This window comes from Enterobacter sp. SST3, assembly GCF_000286655.1.
GTDB lineage: Bacteria > Pseudomonadota > Gammaproteobacteria > Enterobacterales > Enterobacteriaceae > Enterobacter > Enterobacter roggenkampii.
Window position 1 is genome coordinate 158,104 of record NZ_ALNS01000004.1, and the last position, 19,174, is coordinate 177,277.

The following is a 19,174-nucleotide window of genomic DNA, read 5'->3' on the forward strand; positions in this document are numbered from 1 at the left end:
CCCCCTTTGATGCCCGGCGCTCTGCCGGGCATGTCATTCAGTCTCGTCCCGTAACGTCCAGCGGAAAAGGTCTGTCCTGCACCACCGTTTTCATGACAAGCGTTGAGCGAAGATGCTGCACGCCAGGCATGGCGGAAAGCTTCTCGTCATAGAGCTTCTGGAAAGCGGAGAGGTCGCGGGTCACAACGTGCATCAGATAATCGGGATCGCCAAAGAGACGCTGCGCCAGCACGATCTGCGGGATCTCCTCCACCGCCTCCTCAAACGCGCTAACCGCCTTTCGGTCCCCCTCTTTCAGCGTCGCAAAGACGATTGCCAGGAAGTTAAACCCCATTTTGGCGGGATCCAGGCTGGCACGGTATCCCGTTATGGCCCCGCTTTGCTCCAGCGCCCGCACGCGACGATGACAGGGCGAGAGGCTCAGATTGACCCGCTCAGCCAGCTCGGTAAGCGACAGGCGTCCATCAGACTGGAGCGCCGCAAGAATTTTTCGATCGATGCTGTCCATTTGGAAGATTTTCTCAATTTCACCGTGTTATGAGCATAACATTGAAAGCCTATTTCGCAGGGTTAACGATATTCTTTTTCGCAACGTTTAACGCACTGCGGGAGTTTTCAGAACGATGGAAATGAGTATTGTGGCCGGCTTTTGGGTAGTTTCGTTTCTGCTCATCATGACGCCAGGCGCCGACTGGGCCTACGCCATTAGCGCCGGGATTAACGGGCGACGCGTGGTACCGGCGGTGCTGGGGCTGATGTCAGGGCATCTGTTAGCCACGCTCATTGTCGTGGCTGGCGTGGGGGTCGTGATTGCTCAACATCCGCTGGCGTTAACCGGGCTGACCCTCGCGGGGGCCGCGTATCTCCTGTGGCTCGGCATCGGACTGTTGCGGCACCCTGCCGCCCCGGAAAAGGCGAGCTACCACGCGGGAAACTGGCGACAGTGGGCGGTGAAAGGGCTTTGTATTAGCGGCCTAAACCCGAAAGTGTTTTTGCTGTTCCTGGCCCTGCTCCCGCAGTTTACAGACCCGACCGGGAGCTGGTCGTTAGCAATGCAAATGTCCACGCTTGGGATGATGCACCTTATCACCTGTACGCTGGTCTATCTGCTGGTGGGGTATGGTTCAAAAGCGGTGCTGGCGACCCGGCCACAGGCGGCGCGTCGGGTGAGCATGGCATCTGGAGGGATAATGGTGCTGATCGCGATGGTATTGCTGCTTGAGCAGGTAAGATAAAAAAAACACCGGCCATCGCCGGTGTTATTTACGCCCGAATATCGTCATATTCCCGCGTTTTATCAAACTCATGTTTCGCGAACGGGCACAGCGGAATAATTTTGCGGTTCTCACCGCGCATCTTCTCCACCACTTTCGCCACCAGCTGTTTACCGACACCCTGCCCTTTCAGGCTCTCATCCACATCGGTGTGCTCGATAATGCTCAGGTGCTCGCCGGTCGGCACGAAGACAATCTCCGCGACCTGGTTGCCGTTCGCATCATTCACGTAAAACTTGTTATGGCCTTCCAGAATATCCATGTTTCCTCGCTTATTTTTGGCGATACTTCAGCGCACCGCTCGGGCAGGTATCAATCACGCGGACAACCGTTTCAACGTCCACTTCATCGGGAATAATCCACGGTTTACGTTTCAGATTAAACAGCTTTGCGCTGCCACGCACGCAGTTACCGGAGTGTTTGCAGATCCCGGTGTTGAAGTAAACGTCAATTTTCTCGCCGGTATAGGCCCGGTAACCCGCATCCAGTAGCTCTTTATCCATGACATTGCCTCTGTAATTATTATCGTGCTGAATGAAGAATAGCCTGACGGGATCCTGATGGCTATAACGCCGAAAACGAAAAGCCAGGTCACAACTCTTTTCTTGCCAGATTGCGTCCGCTATTTGCCCATGTCAGGCTCGGCAAATGTCACTTTTACATAACATCCGCAGGTTGAATGAAACGCAGACTCTCTTTTCAGGTAAAGCTGTTTTTAGCGCTGGTGTGCTTCTCTTGCCTGCTGTTAGTTCTGCTGGGAACGATCCTGTTTCATTTTATTGACCGGCAGCTCCATCACGATCTCGGTCAGCGTGCCCGGGTTCAGGCCAGCCAGATCGCGCTGATGCCGGGTCTGGCGGCAATGGTTGCGGCCAGAGATATCCCCGGCATCGCTCGGTTAATCCAGCCGCTGCGCGCCGAAAGCGATGCCAGCTACATTGTGATTGGCGATACCGAGGAACAGCACCTCTATCATTCGGAATCCCCGGAGCGGATTAACTTACCGATGATCGGCGGAGATAATGCGGAGGTATTAAAGGGCAAAACCATTATTTCCGTGCGCCAGGGCGGGATTGGGGTTTCACTGCGCAGCAAAGCGCCGATCTTTAACGCGCAGCACCAGGTGATAGGTATTGTCTCGGTCGGCTATCTGACCTCCTATATTGCCAATATTAATGCCCGCATTCTCTGGCAGTCCGGGCTGTACGGCGCGGCTCTTCTGCTGCTGCTGTTTATGTTCTCCTGGCTGTTTACCCGCAATCTCAAAAAACAGATGTTCCGACTGGAGCCGAAAGATATCGCTCAGCTGGTTTTGCAGCAGCGCGCGCTATTAGAAGCCATGTATGAGGGGGTATTTGCCGTCAATGAAGAGAAGCAGCTGATTTTAATTAACCGCGCCGCACGAGAAATGCTGGATATTCGGCAAAGTGAGAAAGCGCTTATCGGCAAACCGCTGGAAGACGTTCTGCAGACGTCGCCGGGCTTTTTATCCCAGCGCTACGCCTCGGTGAGCAGTGGCAGCCACGACCAGATTGCCGTGCTGAACCAGCGCGAGGTGATCGTCAACCGGGTGGCGATTGAGGTCGAACCCGGCGTTGAAAGCGGCTGGGTCTACAGCTTTCGCGACAAAAATGACATCAACACCCTCAGCAGCCAGCTCAGTCAGATCAAGCGCTATGCCGATAACCTGCGCATTATGCGCCACGAACAGCTGAACTGGACCGCCACGCTGGTGGGCTTGCTGCAGATGAAACACTATGACGAAGCGATTCGTTACATCCAGGTGCAGTCCGAAGGCGCGCAGCGAGTGTTGGACTTTGTCTCCGCCCATTTTTCCTCTCCCGCGCTGTGTGGTCTGCTGCTTGGAAAATACGTCAGCGCGCGCGAAAAAGGCATCGAATTGCTGTTTGACCCCGCCTGCCAGCTCACCCGCATGCCTGCCACGCTCAACGAAACGGAGCTGATGTCCATTATTGGTAACCTGCTGGATAACGCGGTGGACGCGACCCTTAAGGCACCGGTCCCCGCGCCGGTGGAACTCTACATTTCTGACCGTAACCAGGAGCTGCTGATCGAGGTGGCCGACCGGGGCTGCGGGGTGGAGGATGCGATGAAGCCGCATATTTTCAGCCAGGGATTCAGCAGCAAACCGGAACGTGAAAACGACATTGTGGGCACCGAGCACGGTATTGGCCTGTATCTGGTGGCAGGATATATCGATAAGGCTGGCGGCAGCATTGAGATTGCCGACAACACGCCACAAGGGACTATTTTTTCTGTATTTATTCCGAATGGGCTAAAGCATGACCCGAGCACTTGATGTTGTGATCGTTGAAGATGAGCCGCACCTGGCGGAGCTGCATCGCGAGTATATCGAGCAGAATTTTCATTTACGCGTGGTGGGTATCGCCGCGTCGATTGAGCAGGCATGCAGCCTGATTCGTCAGCATCAGCCGCGACTTATCCTGCTGGACAACTATCTTCCGGACGGTAAAGGCGTGGAGCTCATCGATAACCCGCTGCTGAAAAGCTATGAGTGTTCGGTGATCTTCATAACCGCCGCCAGCGATATGCAGACCTGCAGCCACGCCATGCGCAGCGGCGCGTTTGACTACCTCATCAAGCCCGTCTTTTTCCAGCGCCTGCACGCTTCGCTGGAGCGGTTTATGCGCTTCATCCACACCGTGCAACAGGTGAAGGTGGTCGACCAGCATGCGCTTGATCGCCTGTTTCATCTGCCTGCCGCGGAAGCCTCCGTAACGCCGTCCACAAAGGGCATTGAACCCCAGACGCTGGAGCGGATTAAACGCCTGTTCGCCGAGCATCCCGACAGTGCGTTGTCGGTTGAGGAGGTAGTGGAAAACGTGGGGATCAGCAAAACCACGGGGCGCCGCTATCTTGAATACTGCGTGGAGAGCGGGTTAATCAGCGTTGAAATGCTGTACGGCAATATTGGTCATCCTCGCCGGTTATACCGCAAAGCCCCCAATAAACCGTGATCCGCAACCGTTCGTTGGCTAACGTTCGCGGATTTTATGGTGTTAATTGCTGAAACGACGGCGACAATCACACTTCGGAATCATTGCCCTCGCCTCCCTATTGTCGGAGGCGCGCTTTACGCTATGTTGACAATTAGTTCCTCAAATGTAACTAAAAGGTTAACTATAATGTCGAACACGTTCCGAATTTCTCTGCTTACCGCTACCGTCCTGTTCTCTGCTTCTGCACTCTCTGCCCTGCCGCAGGGTTATCCTGCTGAGTATCAAAAAGTGGTTGATGCCGCCACGAAAGAGGGCAAGGTTGTCATCTATTCCACCACCGACATCAAAGCTGCCGGGCCGCTGATCCAGGGCTTCGAAAAAACCTACCCGGGCATTAAAGTCGAATACAACGACATGAACAGCACCGAGCTGTACAACCGTTTCATTAGCGAACAGGCTTCCGGCGGCGTGAGCGGCGACGTGGTCTGGAGCTCCTCGATGGACACCGGCCTGAAGCTCGCCACCGACTACGCCATGGAGTACAAATCTCCGGAGCAAAGCCAGCTGCCGAAATGGGCGGTCTGGAAAGATAAGGCCTACGGCACCACCTATGAGCCGGTGGTCTTTATCTACAACAAGCGTCTGATCCCAGCTGGCGACGTGCCGGATTCTCACGCCGCGCTGGCGAAGCTGATTGCCAGCCAGACGGACAAATTCAAGAACAAAGTCACCACCTATGACATCGAAAAATCGGGTCTGGGCTTTATGCTTTCGGTGCAGGATCACAACGCCGATCCGAACTACTTTAAGACCCTGGCCGACGTCGCCAAAGGTGGCCTGTCGGTGCAGTCGTCTACCGGCACCATGATGGAGCGCGTCTCCTCCGGTGAAAACCTGATCGGCTTCAACATCCTCGGTTCTTATGCGGAAGCGCGTGCGAAGAACGATCCGTCACTCGGCATTGCCTATCCGAAGGATTACATCCTGGTGCTGTCGCGCGTGTCGTTCATCAGCCAGCAGGCGCAAAACAGCAATGCCGCGAAGCTGTGGCTGGACTACGTGCTGTCTGAACAAGGGCAAAACATTCTGGCCAATCAGGCGGACATCCCCTCCATTCGTAACGATATCGAAGGCAAGAACGATATCGACGGCCTGACCAAAATCCTCGGCAACGCGCTGAAGCCGATCCCGGTTGATGAAACGCTGCTGGAATACCTGCAGCCGAAAAAACGCCTCGAGTACATCAAAGAGTGGCGCACCGCCGCCGGTAAATAAGCGTCTGAGCGCGGCGCTGGCCGCCGCGCTCCCTTATCGACTGAGTTCGTTTTTCTGGGCTGCAATACCAGGGATACCCCATGAATACATTACGCAGAAAGTGGCAAAGCCTGCCGCGAGGCATCGTCGTGCTGATAACCGCCCTGGTTATCTACACGCCGCTGTCGTTTATCGTGATCCAGAGCTTCCTGTCCGCGCCGTTCTTTTCGCCGTCAAAAGAGTGGAGCTTTGAATCATTTGATTTTATTTTCACCGACCCCGATTTTTATAAGGCCCTGAAAAGCGGCTTTATTCTGGCTTTCGGGCTGGTCTTTATCTCCATTCCGCTGGGCGGCGTGCTGGCGTTTCTGATGGTGCGTACCGACCTGCCCGGTCGCCGGTTGATTGAGCCGCTGATCCTGGTCCCGATTTTCGTTTCACCGATGGTGCTGGGCTTCGGCTACGTGGTGGCCGCCGGTCCGGTGGGCTTTCTCTCCCAGTGGGCTGAGGCGCTGATTGGCTTTGTGCCGTGGAACATCTACGACATGTCGAGCATTGTGGTCATTGCCGGCCTGACGCACGTCCCGCACGCCTATCTGTATATCTCGTCAGCGCTGCGCAGCGTGGGCTCCGACGTGGAAGAAGCCGCGCGCACCGCGGGCGCGTCGCCATGGCAGGTGATGACCTCCGTCAGCCTGCCGATGGTACGCCCGTCCATTCTGTACGCCACCGTGCTGCTGTTCTTCCTCGGGCTGGAAGTGTTCGGCCTGATGCTGGTCCTCGGCGACCCGGAAGGCAACATGGTGCTGGCGACCTATCTTTATAAGCTGACGAACAAGATGGGTACCCCGTCCTATAACCTGATGGCGGCGGTTGCCGTGGTGCTGATCTGCATCACCATCCCGCTGGTGATGCTCCAGCGTCGCCTGATGCGCACCGCTAACCGCTTCGTCACCATGAAGGGCAAGGCCTCGCAGGCCCGCGCGCTACCGCTGGGTAAATGGCGCTGGGTGGCTGGCGGGGTGATTGCCTTCTGGCTCACCGTCACCATCGGCGTTCCGCTGCTCGGCGTGGTGCTGCGCGCGTTTATCTCCAACTGGGGCGTGGGCGTTTCGCTGTGGGACGAGCTTTCTCTGAACACCTTCCGCACCATCTGGGCGCAGCCCAATCTGCTGCGCGCCATCGTCAACTCCATGGCGATTGGCGTCATTGGCGGCGCGCTTGCCGTGGTGTGCTACCTGTTTGTCGGCATTGCCATGCACCGTAAGCCGGATAACACCACGCGTTTCCTGGACTACAGCGTGCTGGTGCCGCGCGCCGTGCCTGGCCTGCTGGCGGGTCTGGCCTTCCTGTGGGTGTTCCTGTTCCTGCCGATGTGGCTGGATAACTCGCTGAAATCCGGCTGGCTTTCCGGGTTTGCCTGGACCGACTGGATGCGCGAAAACGTCATCGTCTGGCTGCGTTCGCTGCGCAGCACCATTTTCAGCGTCTGGCTGGCCTATACCGTGGTGTGGATGGCTTACGGGCTGAGGCTTATCTCTTCCACGCTGCTGCAGGTAGGGCCGGAGCTTGAAGAGGCGGCGCGCAGTACCGGGGCGACGCGCGGGCAGATCACCCGCCACGTCACCATTCCGCTCTCCCGCTACGGTCTGATCGGTTCGTGGCTGCTGATGTTCCTGATCTTTGAACGCGAATACTCAACGGGTGTGTATCTGCTTTCGCCCGGCACGGAGACCATCGGCTCGATGCTGGTTTCCCTCTGGGCCGCGGGTGCCATTGATATCGTGGCGGCGCTCTCTTTCATTAACATCCTGCTTGTCGTGGTAGGTCTGGGCATTGCCCTTCGTTTCGGAGTGAAAATACATGATTGAATTAGCGGTTGACGATCTGCACTTAACCTACGGCGACAATCCTGTTTTAAAAGGTGTCTCCATGAACCTGAAGCGCGGCGAAGTGGTCTCCCTGTTAGGCCCCTCCGGCAGCGGCAAAACCACCCTGCTCCGCGCCGTCGCGGGTCTGGAAAAACCGACCCAGGGCTCGATTGTGATTGGCAACAATAAAGTATACGACGGCACGCCGCGCAGTGAGGTCCCGGCGGAAGAGCGTAACCTGGGGCTGGTATTTCAGTCCTATGCCCTGTGGCCGCACAAAACCGTGTTTGAGAACGTGGCCTATCCGCTCAAGCTGCGCAAAGTTCCGGCCAAAGAGATCCAGCAGCGCGTGCAGGACGTGCTGGACCAGCTTGGTCTGGGCCATCTTGGCAAACGTCACCCGCACCAGCTCTCCGGTGGGCAGCAGCAGCGCGTAGCGATTGGCCGCGCGCTGGTGTACAACCCGCCGGTGATTTTGCTGGACGAGCCGCTTTCCAACCTCGACGCCAAGCTGCGCGAAGAGGCCCGCGTGTTCCTGCGCGAGCTGATTATCAAGCTCGGGTTATCTGCACTGATGGTGACGCACGACCAGAACGAAGCGATGTCCATTTCCGACCGCATCCTGCTGCTCAACAACGGCAAAATTGAGCAACAGGGTACGCCGCAGGAGATGTACGGCTCGCCGAAGACGCTGTTTACCGCCGAGTTTATGGGCAGCAACAACCGCCTGCACGGCAAGGTCACCGACGTGCGCGACGGCAGAGCGCGCATCGAAGGAAAAGGCTGGGTGCTGTGGGGCCAGGCGGGCGAAGGGGTACAGAGCGGTAATGACGCCACGGCGGTGATCCGCGTCGAGCGCGTGGCGGTGGTCGAGGGGCCTGGGGAAAATCAGCTTGAGCTGCCGCTGCTCACCAGCATGTACCTCGGCGACCGCTGGGAGTACCTGTTCCGCACGGTGGGAGATGATTTTGTCATTCGTGCGTATGGGCATGAGGTTCGGGATCCGCAGCACTGCCATCTTTCGCTGCCGGAGAAGCATGTTTGGGTGTTCCCGAAAGGGTGATGAGTCAATAATTAATCTGCCATGGCCCGGTAGCGATTCGCTTACCGGGTCTACAAAATAAAGAAATGCGCTGATGCCAGGATTGGTGGCGCTAGTTATTATTGTTAATGCATTCCGACTTAAATATTTACCTGACTCTTCTTTCCATCCCTACGCATAACGGGTTAAGGCTCCATATCAAAATGTTATTACAGAGCATATAAAGAAAATTTATGCATCATATCCAGCATTTTTGAAAACTGATTGAACATGCTCCGTCAGTCCAACAAGATCTTCATAGGCGATTGGGCCAAAATCAGGATAATGGTTTTCAATATACTCGTTAACATCTTCCATACCTTCACTGACTCTGAGATTCTTAACAAATGTAGGCAAAATACGATGATTAACACCAGTACCATACTCTTTCGGATGATGGGTCATACACCACTCAACTTTACCTTTATATGATTGAATCGCATCTTCCAGTAAGGCGATAACTTCTGGAACCTCTTTTTCAAAACGAAAACTGGTATAAGGAGGATACTTAGAGCGATCAATTTTTTCAAAATGGTCATTTATCCATTCATCTTCAATACGGCTCTGATAATGTAACCACTCCAGTTTTCCAAGAGAACCAATGAAGTCCAACAAGATTGTTTCTTTCTTACCTATCGGAAACATTATTTTAACCCCTGTAATTTATCAGAGATCGTAACACTTCCCTGATTTATAGATTTGATATGTTTTTCCCAATCTCCTTTAGGAATTGGTTTTAAGGACACTCTTGGATCGTAAACATACTGACCATCGGTATAAACCTGATGAAATGCTTGTTCATGTACAATTTTTCCATTTTCATACACATTTAAGTTGTACGGAGTCGTCGGCCTTGCTTCAATAATTTTCCCGTGCCCGCCAGCTGCATCGAGAAGTTTAGGTGCGATATCTGAGCAATCCGTACAATCTGTATTGCCTATCCAGGCAATAAACTTAGGTTCGTTCATTTTTTCAATAACACTCTGATTGGCTGGATAACCGGGATTTTCAGGGCGAACATTTTCAAGACCGGGGATCTTCTCGTTCTGATAGAAAAGATCATCCAGTGAAGGAGAATCCGGAACCGGCGTAGTTGTCGTCCAGCCATTATTGTTTGACGCTCCATCACCGTTGGTATTACCAGTATGATTTATCCCTCCGGTTGCTACACTATTCTTCCCTGTGTTGGAGGGCACATTTCCAGTTACAGTCTGGTCGCCACCAGTGTTTGATGGTCCCGGGTTGATGACCTGCGTACCACCAGTACTGGTGATCGTCTTACCTGTCAGGGACTCATAGGCCGCTTTCTGAGCATTATTTAACTGACTGAGCTGGGAAGGATCATTGAGCGAGGCCACATAGATCAGATGCAACTGCTCATCTTGTGACAATGTATCCATTGCTGATGTGGATGCACCAATGCCCAGTAAAGCACCCAGACCACTGGCAACCAGGCGATCACGGCAAGCAGAAATTTTCAGACATCCCTGTGCAGCCAGTTTACCGCCCTGTATAACGACACCCAGCGAGTTATTCTCAACCTCCACCTTCGCCGTTTCCGACGCCGTCGCCGCCATGGAGACACTACCATCCGTCACTGCTGCGCCCGCCAGACCACCTGCGATACTCACGAGGCTACTGACCAGCCGTTTCTCCTCTGCTGCCAGGTCACTGGATTTTTTATCGCCATACAGCGCGCTGACCAGATGGTCGGTCATCGCCGAGGCCGTAATGGCACCCATGGCACCGGCCTTCAGGCCAGCAGCACTGCTCCCCCCACTCAGCTGCGTCAGCGCCGCAGCCACAATACCGTGCAGCGCGGCACGGGCTGTCGGATCTTTCTGCTCCTTGACCAGGGTCGCCAGAAGAGGGGCCGCCCCCGCTGCCGCACCTGCCTTCAGGTTACCGCCAAGCGCACCTGCCAGTAATCCCGCAGCTGCGCTGCCCTTAGTCCAGAAGGCACTCCCCGGACCGTACTCGGTATTCTGATATCCGGGCTGCGTCTTCAGGAACGCTTCCTGCTCCTGCGGCGTATCGCCCTGCAGTTTTCCTTCTGACGCCAGCTTCGCGCCCAGCGCCGCATTGGGGGTAAACTTAACGGCTGATTAAACGATCCCGGCACAGTGGCCGGGATCTGTGTCATTTAGACAGTGGTTCAAGGCGAAGAAGATGAGACTTTGCCTTCTCTATAAGCTGTAAAAACTCATCGCATTGAAATTCAAGAATATTACTTTCATCTGGATAAATAATAATATTCACTGATTTCCTGTCTTCTGATAGTGAGATTTCACCCCACTGGACTCGATTAAAAGACAATTCAGCATAAAGATCTTCCCGATCAACTGAACTACCTACGCTATATTCCAACATATGAGACCTCTATTTAGTTGGTGGTTCACGGAAGCCAATTAATCTTGAACCATCAGAATTAAATCGTAATGCTCGTCCATCAGGAGCTGTAGCTTCAACAACAGTAATCCTTTGTTTATTTTCAAAAACCACTCGGGATTCAATCTTAGTATTTGGATTGTTTAATATTTCGTTAACTATATTCTGAGCTTCCTGATTAAGAACTGACGCTTTTTGACTGGAATAAGAATATGCGGAACCTTCTCTTCCGCCATGCTTTTGTAGTGCTCGTCCGGCATCAGTCAATCCATTTCTGTTAGATGCTGAAGCGGCCTCATTAAGGCGATCTTTTGATGGGGCAGTAGAAGCCCTGTTATTCCGAGCATTCTCCTCATCCTGCGGCTCCCAGCCCCCCGGCGTGCCTGATCCCGCTCCCCCAGTTCTGCCTTTTCTTCATCCGTCCAATTTGCGCCAGTATTTGGCTGTTCTTTATCATTAGTCAGCGCTTCACCGATTGCTACACCTGCACCAGTGGCGGCAGCAGTCCCGCCTCCTGGCCCAAACCCACCACCTTCCAGCAATGGATTTCTGCATGCCCACGGCTCCTGTGCACACATTGCGCTGTTCAGCGTGTTATTCTCAACAACAACTCTTTCCTGTGCATTCCGGCAGGAACAACACATTTTTCCCTGTTCAGTCAGTGACTTACAGGGTGTTTTTGCTAAGGTACATCTGCTGCTGCAACTTTTTTCGCTGTTAAGCGTTTCAAGGGGTTAAAGGCTGATAAAACGATCCCAGCCATTGAGCTGGGATCGTTTTATCAGTTACTGTTTGTTAAATGCTCGTTTCGCCTCATTTAAATTCGAAGAGTTTGCCCCGCCAGAAAAATCTGGATCAGCCGATTGTACAGGGTCATCTTCCCACCCACATACAGGGCAAATTTCATAACAACCCAGCTCATCAATTGTTTTATTTCCACAGCATGGACAAGGATAAGAGCCATTATTCATCATTGTTTTTTCCAATATTCGAGACCTTTCTCTGGTTTAAACATTGTACGCGGTACACCATTTATATCTTTTGAAGCAAAGACATTAGTCGCAGGATTGTAATACAGCGTGTCTCCGTTAGGGCGAGTTTTAGTTAAGGTACCTTGCGGTGGGGTTGTCATAAAATTATGGGCAGCATCAACATATTGCTTAGCATTCTGATACTCAGGAAATTCTTTCCCATGTTTTGTCCAGTGTCCATAGGCATTACCCACAGGTTTTGCTTTCTTGGTTTCTGTCCAAATCTGAGTATCTTTAGATTTACCACCAATCGGAACAGCCCCAATCCCAAGACCAGCAGTTCCAGGAAGCGGCTTACCATCTTCGTCAAACAACACCCCAGGCCTGGCAATGTTGTAGACTTTTGGGAGGCGGTCGCCGTGCTCTTTCTCAAGCTCTTCCTCATCATGGCCAGGACTCAGCGTGTTATTCTCAACCTCCACCTTCGCCGTTTCCGACGCCGTCGCCGCCATGGAGACACTGCCATCCGTCACTGCTGCGCCCGCCAGACCACCTGCGATACTCACGAGGCTACTGACCAGCCGTTTCTCCTCTGCCGTCAGGTCACTGGATTTTTTATCTCCATACAGCGCGCTGACCAGATGGTCAGTCATCGCCGAGGCCGTAATGGCCCCTATGGCACCAGCCTTCAGGCCATCCGCACTGCTCCCGCCACTCAGCTGCGTCAGCGCCGCAGCCACAATACCGTGCAGCGCGGCACGGGCTGTCGGATCTTTCTGCTCCTTGACCAGGGTCGCCAGCAGAGGGGCCGCCCCCGCTGCCGCACCTGCCTTCAGGTTACCGCCAAGCGCACCTGCCAGTAATCCCGCCGCGGCACTGCCCTTAGTCCAGAAGGCACTCCCCGGACCGTACTCGGTATTCTGATATCCGGGCTGCGTCTTCAGGAACGCTTCCTGCTCCTGCGGCGTATCGCCCTGCAGTTTTCCTTCTGACGCCAGCTTCGCGCCCAGCACCGCATTGGATTCCCGCGCTTTCTGCTCCGCATACTTGCCGTAAGCATCCAGCGCAGAGGTGGCCAGCGCCGCGCCTTCGCTCTGGACCGCCAGGTTATCCCTTACCTTCTGCACATCACCGTTCACGTCCACGCCGTGGTGGGCGTCAGCCGTATCACGGTTCAGGTCAGCAATATCCTGTTTCTGTCCCGCCGGGTTGCGAATGACAATGCTACCGCCACTCACCGCTGATGAGGTCGTGCCGGTGTGGCTCTCTTTTGCCTGGCCCGTACCGATGGCCGGTGCCAGGTTGCGGTTTTCACCGTTCCCGCTGCCGCCCGCGCTGCCGGAAAGCGCCACCGTGTAGCCGTTGCCGCTGGTCTGGCTCTCGTTGTGGAGATTACTGAAACCCAGCGTACCGGTGTCGAGGCTATTTTTATCTGCAGACGCCGTGGATGCAATCACCGCTCCGTCAAGCTGGGTATGATTTCCGGTGGTGACGGCAAAGCCGCCCTTGCCTGCGAATATCCCGCTCTGTTCAGCGACGCTCTTACCATTCTGGGTGATATTCTCACCGATGCACTGACGCTACCGGAAAAGGCACCATAACACAGTGGCGGTATGCACAGACTGAGGGACGCGCCTGACGAAGACTGCTTGCTGTTATAACTGGCTGTATCCTGCACGCTGCTGATGGTGAGATCGCGTCCGCTGTTCACCGTAAGCTGTTCATCAGCATGGACAACGCTGTTCGTATTGCGCTGTGACTGGCTGTTTTCCTTACCCTTATACTGTGACGCTCCCAGCTCCACCGAGATGCCGTTTTGCGCACCAATCAGGCTCACACCAACACCAACGCTGAACTGGCTAACGCTGTTTTTACTCTCAGAGAGGGTTGTGTTCTGGGAGGCAGACAACAGAATATCGCGCCCCGCATCCAGCGCCACGTGTTTACCCGCGATCTGTACCCCAATACCGGCAATGTCATTTCCGGCACGGACAGAGACATTCTCACCGGCATTAATGGTGGTGCCCTGCGTGTCGGTACTGTTGTAACGACTGTCCTGAGAGGACGTCCCCGCCGTTAAAGACACTTTAGCCTTGACGAGCGACGAGTCCGGCATAGCGCCCTGCGCTGCGGGCAGCCGTCTCTGCGGCTTTAGCAGCCTCAACAGCCCAGCCGCCAGCAGATGCCGTCACACCATTCTGGGCGCTGCTGCTGTGGTTTTCACCGTCGCGGGTATCCCGGCTCACCCCCATGAGGACATTTTCGCCACTGAGTGAGACCGATTTACCGGCACGGATATCCGTACCTGACAGGGAGAGATCGTTACCGGCCTGCGCGACAAGGTTCTGCCGGGTTATTGGGGAGATTAAGGTCGCACCGGAAAGGGTAATGGTATGAATGGTGAAACAGGGTCCGGAGCCGGAAACAGGCAGCGGTCTGGCGGGCGCAGGGCGAGGAATACTCCGCTCCAGCTCCTCACGCTGTTGCTGGCTCTTTAATAACAGTTCCTCCTGCTGCTGACGCATTGTGTCCCGGTCAGCAGGAGTAAGGGGGCTGCATGGCTCAGAGAGCAAAAAAATAAAACGAGCAAAAAAAGACGGCTTTGCTGTAATAGCGCATATTAAAGGATAATAGTTTTTGTTTTCCTCAATATGCCAGCTCTGGCGCAATAGGGAATAGTCTCAAAAAGAGGGCTACTATAATTGGTAGTAATATTTGCGTTAAGTTTAAAAAAACCGTTATGACGAAGAGCGTCATATCGGAATTTTTTATTATTGCCTGATTGTTTCTTCTTTCAAAAAATTTTAACCACCCCTTCCAATAGTTAGATATAAACATGAGCTTGCAGCGTAGATTAAATTATCCGTTGCATTCATCGTGCTGCAAATTCTGATGACACCTGATAACTCAGTGCTGAATATGGAGGCATGCGTGATAACTTCGTTGAAGCGATCAAACAACAGCATGACGATACCTGGATGGAAAAGGATGGTCTGGTTAAAAAATAGACAGAGGAGGATCACATCAAGAAATTCTGGAGCGGGCGAAGGGAATCGAACCCTCGTATAGAGCTTGGGAAGCTCTCGTTCTACCATTGAACTACGCCCGCTTTGAGGTGCGTAAGGCATTATAGACCTTACGCACCTTCATACAAGCCTCTTCACAACTAACCGGCGATTAAATAATCACTTAGCACTTCGGTTTGCTGCCGGGCGCAGGAAGATAGCGCTGCGGATCGATGGCCGTCGCCTTATAGCGGATCTGGAAATGCAGCTTCACTGAATCCGTACCGGTGCTGCCCATGGTGGCAATCTTCTGCCCGGCTTTGACGTTCTGCCCGTTGTTGACCAGCATCGTGTCGTTGTGCGCATAGGCCGTGATGTAGTCTTCCCCATGCTTAATCATGATCAGGTTACCGTAGCCGCGCAGCTGGTTACCCACGTAAACCACCTTCCCGGCTCCGGAGGCATAAACCGGCGTACCGCGCGCAGCGGCGATATCAATACCCTTGTTGCCACCTTCAGAGAGTGAGTAAGGGGCGACCACTTTACCGCTGGCAGGCCAAATCCAGCAGCGCTGTCCAACCGGCGGCCATGACGATTGTGGCACCTGATAGGACGGCGTCACTTTGGCGGTTTTGCCTTTCGAAGAGGATTTTTTACCGGAGGACGATCCGCCGCTAACCTTCAGCTGCTGCCCCACCTCGATGGTGTAGGGCGGAGAAAGGTTATTCAGACGCGCCAGATCCTTCACGCGGGTCCCCGTTGCGCGCGAAATCCGGTACAGAGTGTCCCCGCGTTTGACGGTGTAGACCGAACCGGAATAGCTTCCCGTATCCGAAGATTTGCTCCCTGAACAGCCCGCCAGTAATAGCGTCAGCGTCAGGCAAAAAATAGCGGTAAGGGGTTTTCTCGTCAGGCTTCCTGCAAACAAAACAGATCCTCGGTCAGCGTGAATGGCGCACTATGATAACAGCCAAAACGAACAGGGGTCATTCCCTTTTCCGCTCTACGAGCCAAACCGTTCGTATAAGAATGCAGTATAATGCTTCGGCTGATGGTGCTGAACCACTCGGCAATTTGGCACTGGAGCATCAATGAGTATTCAAGAACACGTTATTTTGGTAAACGACCAGGGAATGGTGATTGGCACTCAGGAAAAATATGCCGCGCACACGTTACATACCCCGCTGCATCTGGCGTTCTCTTCCTGGCTTTTTAACGCAAAAGGCGAATGTCTGATCACCCGACGCGCCTTAAGCAAAAAAGCCTGGCCCGGCGTCTGGACCAACTCCGTCTGCGGCCACCCGCAGTCGGGCGAAGAGACAGTCCAGGCGATAATCCGCCGCTGCCGCTTCGAAGTGGGCGCAGAACTGACCGATATCACCGCCGTCGCCCCTGAATTTCGCTATCGGGAAACCGACCCGTCCGGGATCGTGGAAAACGAAATTTGCCCGGTATTCGCCGCACGCATTACCAATGACGTGACGATAAACGAAGATGAAGTGATGGACTATCAGTGGGTTGAGCTTGATGCGCTATTCCGCGCGCTGGACGCGACGCCCTGGGCCTTTAGCCCGTGGATGGTCATGGAAGCGACGACCGCCCGCGAAAAACTCATAGCCTTCGCGGCGCAATAAAAAAGCCCCTTTCGGGGCTTTTTTTACATCTTAACGTCTTACTTGACCGGGCGCATCGCCGGGAACAGGATCACGTCGCGGATGGTATGGCTGTTGGTGAACAGCATCACCATACGGTCGATACCAATACCCAGACCCGCCGTTGGTGGCAGGCCGTGCTCCAGCGCGGTCACGTAGTCTTCGTCGAAGAACATCGCTTCGTCGTCGCCTGCCGCCTTCGCGTCAACCTGATCCTGGAAGCGCTGAGCCTGGTCTTCCGCATCGTTCAGCTCGCTAAAGCCGTTGCCGATTTCACGGCCGCCGATGAAGAATTCGAAGCGGTCAGTGATTTCAGGGTTCTGGTCATTACGACGCGCCAGCGGAGAGACTTCAGCCGGGTACTCGGTAATGAAGGTCGGCTGAATCAGGTGCGCTTCGGCCACTTCTTCGAAGATCTCGGTCACGATACGGCCCAGACCCCAGCTCTTCTCAACCTTGATACCGATGCTTTCGGCGATCGCTTTCGCAGAATCGAAGTTATCCAGATCCGCCATGTTGGTTTCCGGACGGTACTTCTTGATCGCTTCGCGCATGGTCAGTTTTTCGAACGGCTTGCCGAAGTCGAAGACTTCTTCACCGTAAGGAACCTGCGTGGTGCCCAGAATATCCTGCGCCAGGGTACGGAACAGGGATTCGGTCAGCTCGATCAGATCTTTGTAATCCGCGTACGCCATATAGAGTTCCATCATGGTGAACTCTGGGTTATGACGAACGGAGATCCCTTCGTTACGGAAGTTACGGTTGATCTCGAACACGCGGTCAAAACCACCAACCACCAGACGCTTCAGGTACAGTTCCGGCGCGATACGCAGGTACATGTCCAGGTCCAGGGCGTTGTGATGGGTGATGAACGGACGCGCAGACGCGCCGCCAGGGATCACCTGCATCATCGGGGTTTCCACTTCCATAAAGTCGCGGTTCACCATGAACTGGCGGATACCGGCCATGATCTGGGAGCGAATTTTGAAGGTCTTGCGGGATTCATCGTTAGAGATGAGATCCAGATAACGCTGACGATAGCGCGCTTCCTTATCCTGCAGGCCGTGGAATTTGTCCGGCAGCGGGCGCAGGGCTTTGGTCAGCAGACGCAGCTCGGTGCAGTGGATAGACAGTTCACCGGTTTTGGTTTTGAACAGTTTACCTTTCGCGCCCAGAATATCGCCCAGGTCCCACTTCTTGAACTGCTCGTTGTAGATGCCTTCCGGCAGATCGTCACGGGACACGTACAGCTGAATGCGGCCGCCAACGTCCTGCAGGGTCACGAAGGAGGCTTTACCCATGATACGACGGGTCATCATGCGGCCCGCAACGGCCACTTCAACGTTCAGCGCTTCCAGCTCTTCGTTCTCTTTCGCGTCGAAGTCAGCGTGCAGTTGGTCTGAGGTGTGGTCACGACGAAAATCGTTCGGGAACGGCACGCCCTGCTCGCGCAGCGCTGCCAGCTTCTCGCGGCGGGTTTTCAGTTCGTTGTTAAGATCGACTACCGCGTCAGCGCCCTGTGCTTGTTGTTCAGACATGTTGGTTCCTCATAACCCTGCTTTCAAACTTGCTTCGATAAATTGGTCCAGGCTGCCGTCCAGCACCGCCTGCGTGTTGCGGGTTTCAACCCCGGTACGCAGGTCTTTGATGCGGGAGTCATCAAGGACGTAAGAACGGATCTGGCTGCCCCAGCCGATGTCAGACTTGTTGTCTTCCATCGCCTGTTTCTCAGCATTTTTCTTCTGCATCTCCAGCTCATAAAGCTTCGCTTTCATCTGCTTCATGGCCTGGTCTTTGTTCTTATGCTGGGAACGGTCGTTCTGGCATTGCGTGACCAGCCCGGTTGGAATGTGGGTAATACGCACCGCCGATTCCGTACGGTTAACGTGCTGGCCGCCCGCGCCGGATGCGCGATAAACGTCGATACGCAGGTCCGCCGGGTTGATTTCGATATCGATATCTTCATCAACTTCCGGGTAAACAAACGCGGAGCTGAAGGAGGTATGACGACGGCCGCCGGAGTCGAACGGGCTCTTACGCACCAGGCGGTGAACGCCGGTTTCGGTGCGCAGCCAGCCGTAGGCATAATCACCGATGATCTTAATGGTCACGGATTTAATACCGGCCACTTCACCTTCTGACTCTTCGATAATTTCGGTTTTGAAGCCGCGCGCTTCGGCCCAGCGCAGATACATACGCATCAGCATGCTGGCCCAGTCCTGCGCTTCGGTACCGCCGGAACCTGCCTGAATATCGAGATAGCAGTCAGCGCTGTCGTATTCGCCGGAGAACATGCGACGGAATTCAAGCTGCGCCAGCTTCTCTTCCAGCACGTCGAGTTCTGCTACGGCTTCGTTAAAGGTTTCTTCGTCGTCGGCTTCGACGGCCAGCTCCAGCAAACCGGAAACATCTTCCAGCCCCTGGGCCATTTGATCCAGCGTATCTACGATAGCTTCGAGAGAGGAACGCTCTTTACCCAGCGCCTGTGCGCGTTCAGGTTCGTTCCAGACGTCCGGCTGTTCCAGCTCGGCGTTTACTTCTTCAAGACGCTCTTTCTTGGCATCGTAGTCAAAGATACCCCCTAAGAACGTCAGAGCGCTCCGTGAGGTCCTGAATACGGTTTTTTACCGGATTAATTTCAAACATGGTCTGTTTTCTTTTATGGACTTGTCAAAATGCGGTGATAAGAGCGGGATT

20 protein-coding genes and 1 tRNA gene are annotated in these 19,174 nt (G+C 54.3%); 7 read left to right on the forward strand and 14 right to left on the reverse strand.

Translation table 11 applies throughout. From position 1 onward, the window contains the following. Positions 1 to 37: 37 nt before the first annotated feature. Positions 38 to 508: an Lrp/AsnC family transcriptional regulator gene (locus B498_RS19150; protein ID WP_008499685.1), complete on the reverse strand. Its 471-nt coding sequence runs from the start codon at positions 506 to 508 to the stop codon at positions 38 to 40. Between the two features lie 115 nt (positions 509 to 623). Between B498_RS19150 and B498_RS19145 the strand changes: the two genes are divergently transcribed. Further along, the gene (locus B498_RS19145) at positions 624 to 1,235 is read left to right on the forward strand and encodes a LysE family translocator (RefSeq protein ID WP_008499686.1); all 612 of its coding nucleotides are present in this window, start codon (positions 624 to 626) and stop codon (positions 1,233 to 1,235) included. 28 nt (positions 1,236 to 1,263) lie between these two features. Here B498_RS19145 and B498_RS19140 read toward each other — a convergent pair whose 3' ends face one another. Both B498_RS19140 and yjdI read right to left on the reverse strand, forming a co-directional pair. Next, positions 1,264 to 1,536, reverse strand: coding sequence for a GNAT family N-acetyltransferase (locus B498_RS19140; RefSeq protein WP_008499687.1), 273 nt, complete (start codon positions 1,534 to 1,536; stop codon positions 1,264 to 1,266). 10 nt (positions 1,537 to 1,546) lie between these two features. Then, a complete protein-coding gene (gene yjdI / locus B498_RS19135; RefSeq protein ID WP_008499689.1) occupies positions 1,547 to 1,777 on the reverse strand; it encodes a 4Fe-4S mono-cluster protein YjdI in 231 nt (76 codons plus the stop codon). A 176-nt stretch (positions 1,778 to 1,953) separates the two neighbouring features. Between yjdI and B498_RS19130 the strand changes: the two genes are divergently transcribed. The 5 genes from B498_RS19130 to B498_RS19110 all read left to right on the forward strand — a co-directional run bounded on the left by B498_RS19130 (position 1,954) and on the right by B498_RS19110 (position 8,443). Continuing rightward, positions 1,954 to 3,594 (forward strand): sensor histidine kinase, encoded by a 1,641-nt coding sequence (locus tag B498_RS19130; RefSeq protein ID WP_008499690.1) that lies wholly within the window; start codon positions 1,954 to 1,956, stop codon positions 3,592 to 3,594. Further along, entirely contained in the window at positions 3,578 to 4,273 is a 696-nt protein-coding gene (locus B498_RS19125; protein WP_008499691.1) for a response regulator, read from the forward strand. The genes B498_RS19130 and B498_RS19125 overlap by 17 nt, the downstream gene beginning before the upstream one ends. Before the next feature lie 168 nt (positions 4,274 to 4,441). After that, positions 4,442 to 5,530, forward strand: coding sequence for an ABC transporter substrate-binding protein (locus B498_RS19120; protein WP_008499692.1), 1,089 nt, complete (start codon positions 4,442 to 4,444; stop codon positions 5,528 to 5,530). Between the two features lie 80 nt (positions 5,531 to 5,610). Then, positions 5,611 to 7,380 (forward strand): ABC transporter permease, encoded by a 1,770-nt coding sequence (locus B498_RS19115; RefSeq protein ID WP_008499693.1) that lies wholly within the window; start codon positions 5,611 to 5,613, stop codon positions 7,378 to 7,380. Further along, complete coding sequence (locus B498_RS19110) at positions 7,373 to 8,443, forward strand: ABC transporter ATP-binding protein (RefSeq protein ID WP_008499694.1); 1,071 nt, start codon at positions 7,373 to 7,375, stop codon at positions 8,441 to 8,443. The genes B498_RS19115 and B498_RS19110 overlap by 8 nt, the downstream gene beginning before the upstream one ends. Before the next feature lie 210 nt (positions 8,444 to 8,653). On the opposite strand, the gene B498_RS19105 is transcribed toward B498_RS19110, so the two are convergent. The 9 genes from B498_RS19105 to actS all read right to left on the reverse strand — a co-directional run bounded on the left by B498_RS19105 (position 8,654) and on the right by actS (position 15,753). Continuing rightward, positions 8,654 to 9,106: a hypothetical protein gene (locus B498_RS19105; RefSeq protein WP_008499695.1), complete on the reverse strand. Its 453-nt coding sequence runs from the start codon at positions 9,104 to 9,106 to the stop codon at positions 8,654 to 8,656. Further along, a complete protein-coding gene (locus B498_RS19100; RefSeq protein ID WP_102000885.1) occupies positions 9,106 to 10,266 on the reverse strand; it encodes a VENN motif pre-toxin domain-containing protein in 1,161 nt (386 codons plus the stop codon). The genes B498_RS19105 and B498_RS19100 overlap by 1 nt, the downstream gene beginning before the upstream one ends. 574 nt (positions 10,267 to 10,840) lie before the next feature. Beyond that, positions 10,841 to 11,116, reverse strand: coding sequence for a hypothetical protein (locus B498_RS23050; RefSeq protein WP_126287432.1), 276 nt, complete (start codon positions 11,114 to 11,116; stop codon positions 10,841 to 10,843). A gap of 518 nt (positions 11,117 to 11,634) precedes the next feature. Then, complete coding sequence (locus B498_RS21980; RefSeq protein ID WP_369879017.1) at positions 11,635 to 11,823, reverse strand: CPCC family cysteine-rich protein; 189 nt, start codon at positions 11,821 to 11,823, stop codon at positions 11,635 to 11,637. After that, positions 11,820 to 13,277: a VENN motif pre-toxin domain-containing protein gene (locus B498_RS19095; protein ID WP_008499699.1), complete on the reverse strand. Its 1,458-nt coding sequence runs from the start codon at positions 13,275 to 13,277 to the stop codon at positions 11,820 to 11,822. The genes B498_RS21980 and B498_RS19095 overlap by 4 nt, the downstream gene beginning before the upstream one ends. After that, the gene (locus tag B498_RS19090) at positions 13,274 to 13,936 is read right to left on the reverse strand and encodes a hemagglutinin repeat-containing protein (protein WP_008499701.1); all 663 of its coding nucleotides are present in this window, start codon (positions 13,934 to 13,936) and stop codon (positions 13,274 to 13,276) included. The genes B498_RS19095 and B498_RS19090 overlap by 4 nt, the downstream gene beginning before the upstream one ends. Then, on the reverse strand, positions 13,908 to 14,345 hold the full coding sequence (locus tag B498_RS23055) for a hemagglutinin repeat-containing protein (RefSeq protein WP_008499702.1): 438 nt from the start codon (positions 14,343 to 14,345) through the stop codon (positions 13,908 to 13,910). Before B498_RS23055 ends, B498_RS19090 begins: the two co-directional genes overlap by 29 nt. Before the next feature lie 510 nt (positions 14,346 to 14,855). Beyond that, positions 14,856 to 14,929, reverse strand: a tRNA-Gly gene (locus B498_RS19080). 80 nt (positions 14,930 to 15,009) lie between these two features. Continuing rightward, positions 15,010 to 15,753 carry an amidase activator ActS gene (actS, locus tag B498_RS19075; protein WP_008499703.1) on the reverse strand — a complete coding sequence of 248 codons (744 nt, stop codon included), beginning with the start codon at positions 15,751 to 15,753 and terminating at the stop codon, positions 15,010 to 15,012. 163 nt (positions 15,754 to 15,916) lie between these two features. Here actS and idi point away from each other — a divergent pair, with 163 nt between their 5' ends. After that, on the forward strand, positions 15,917 to 16,459 hold the full coding sequence (idi, locus tag B498_RS19070) for an isopentenyl-diphosphate Delta-isomerase (protein ID WP_008499704.1): 543 nt from the start codon (positions 15,917 to 15,919) through the stop codon (positions 16,457 to 16,459). 38 nt (positions 16,460 to 16,497) lie between these two features. Here the strand turns inward: idi and lysS are convergent, their stop codons facing one another. Together lysS and prfB are read right to left on the reverse strand one after the other, a co-directional pair. Beyond that, positions 16,498 to 18,015, reverse strand: a complete 1,518-nt coding sequence (gene lysS / locus B498_RS19065) for a lysine--tRNA ligase (RefSeq protein ID WP_008499705.1) — start codon at positions 18,013 to 18,015, stop codon at positions 16,498 to 16,500. Positions 18,016 to 18,024: 9 nt separating this feature from the next. Then, a protein-coding gene (gene prfB, locus B498_RS19060) for a peptide chain release factor 2 (protein ID WP_095908218.1) occupies positions 18,025 to 19,123 on the reverse strand; the annotation gives its coding sequence in 2 pieces (ribosomal slippage) (positions 18,025 to 19,047 and positions 19,049 to 19,123; 1,098 coding nt in all). Between the last annotated feature and the right edge of the window lie 51 nt (positions 19,124 to 19,174).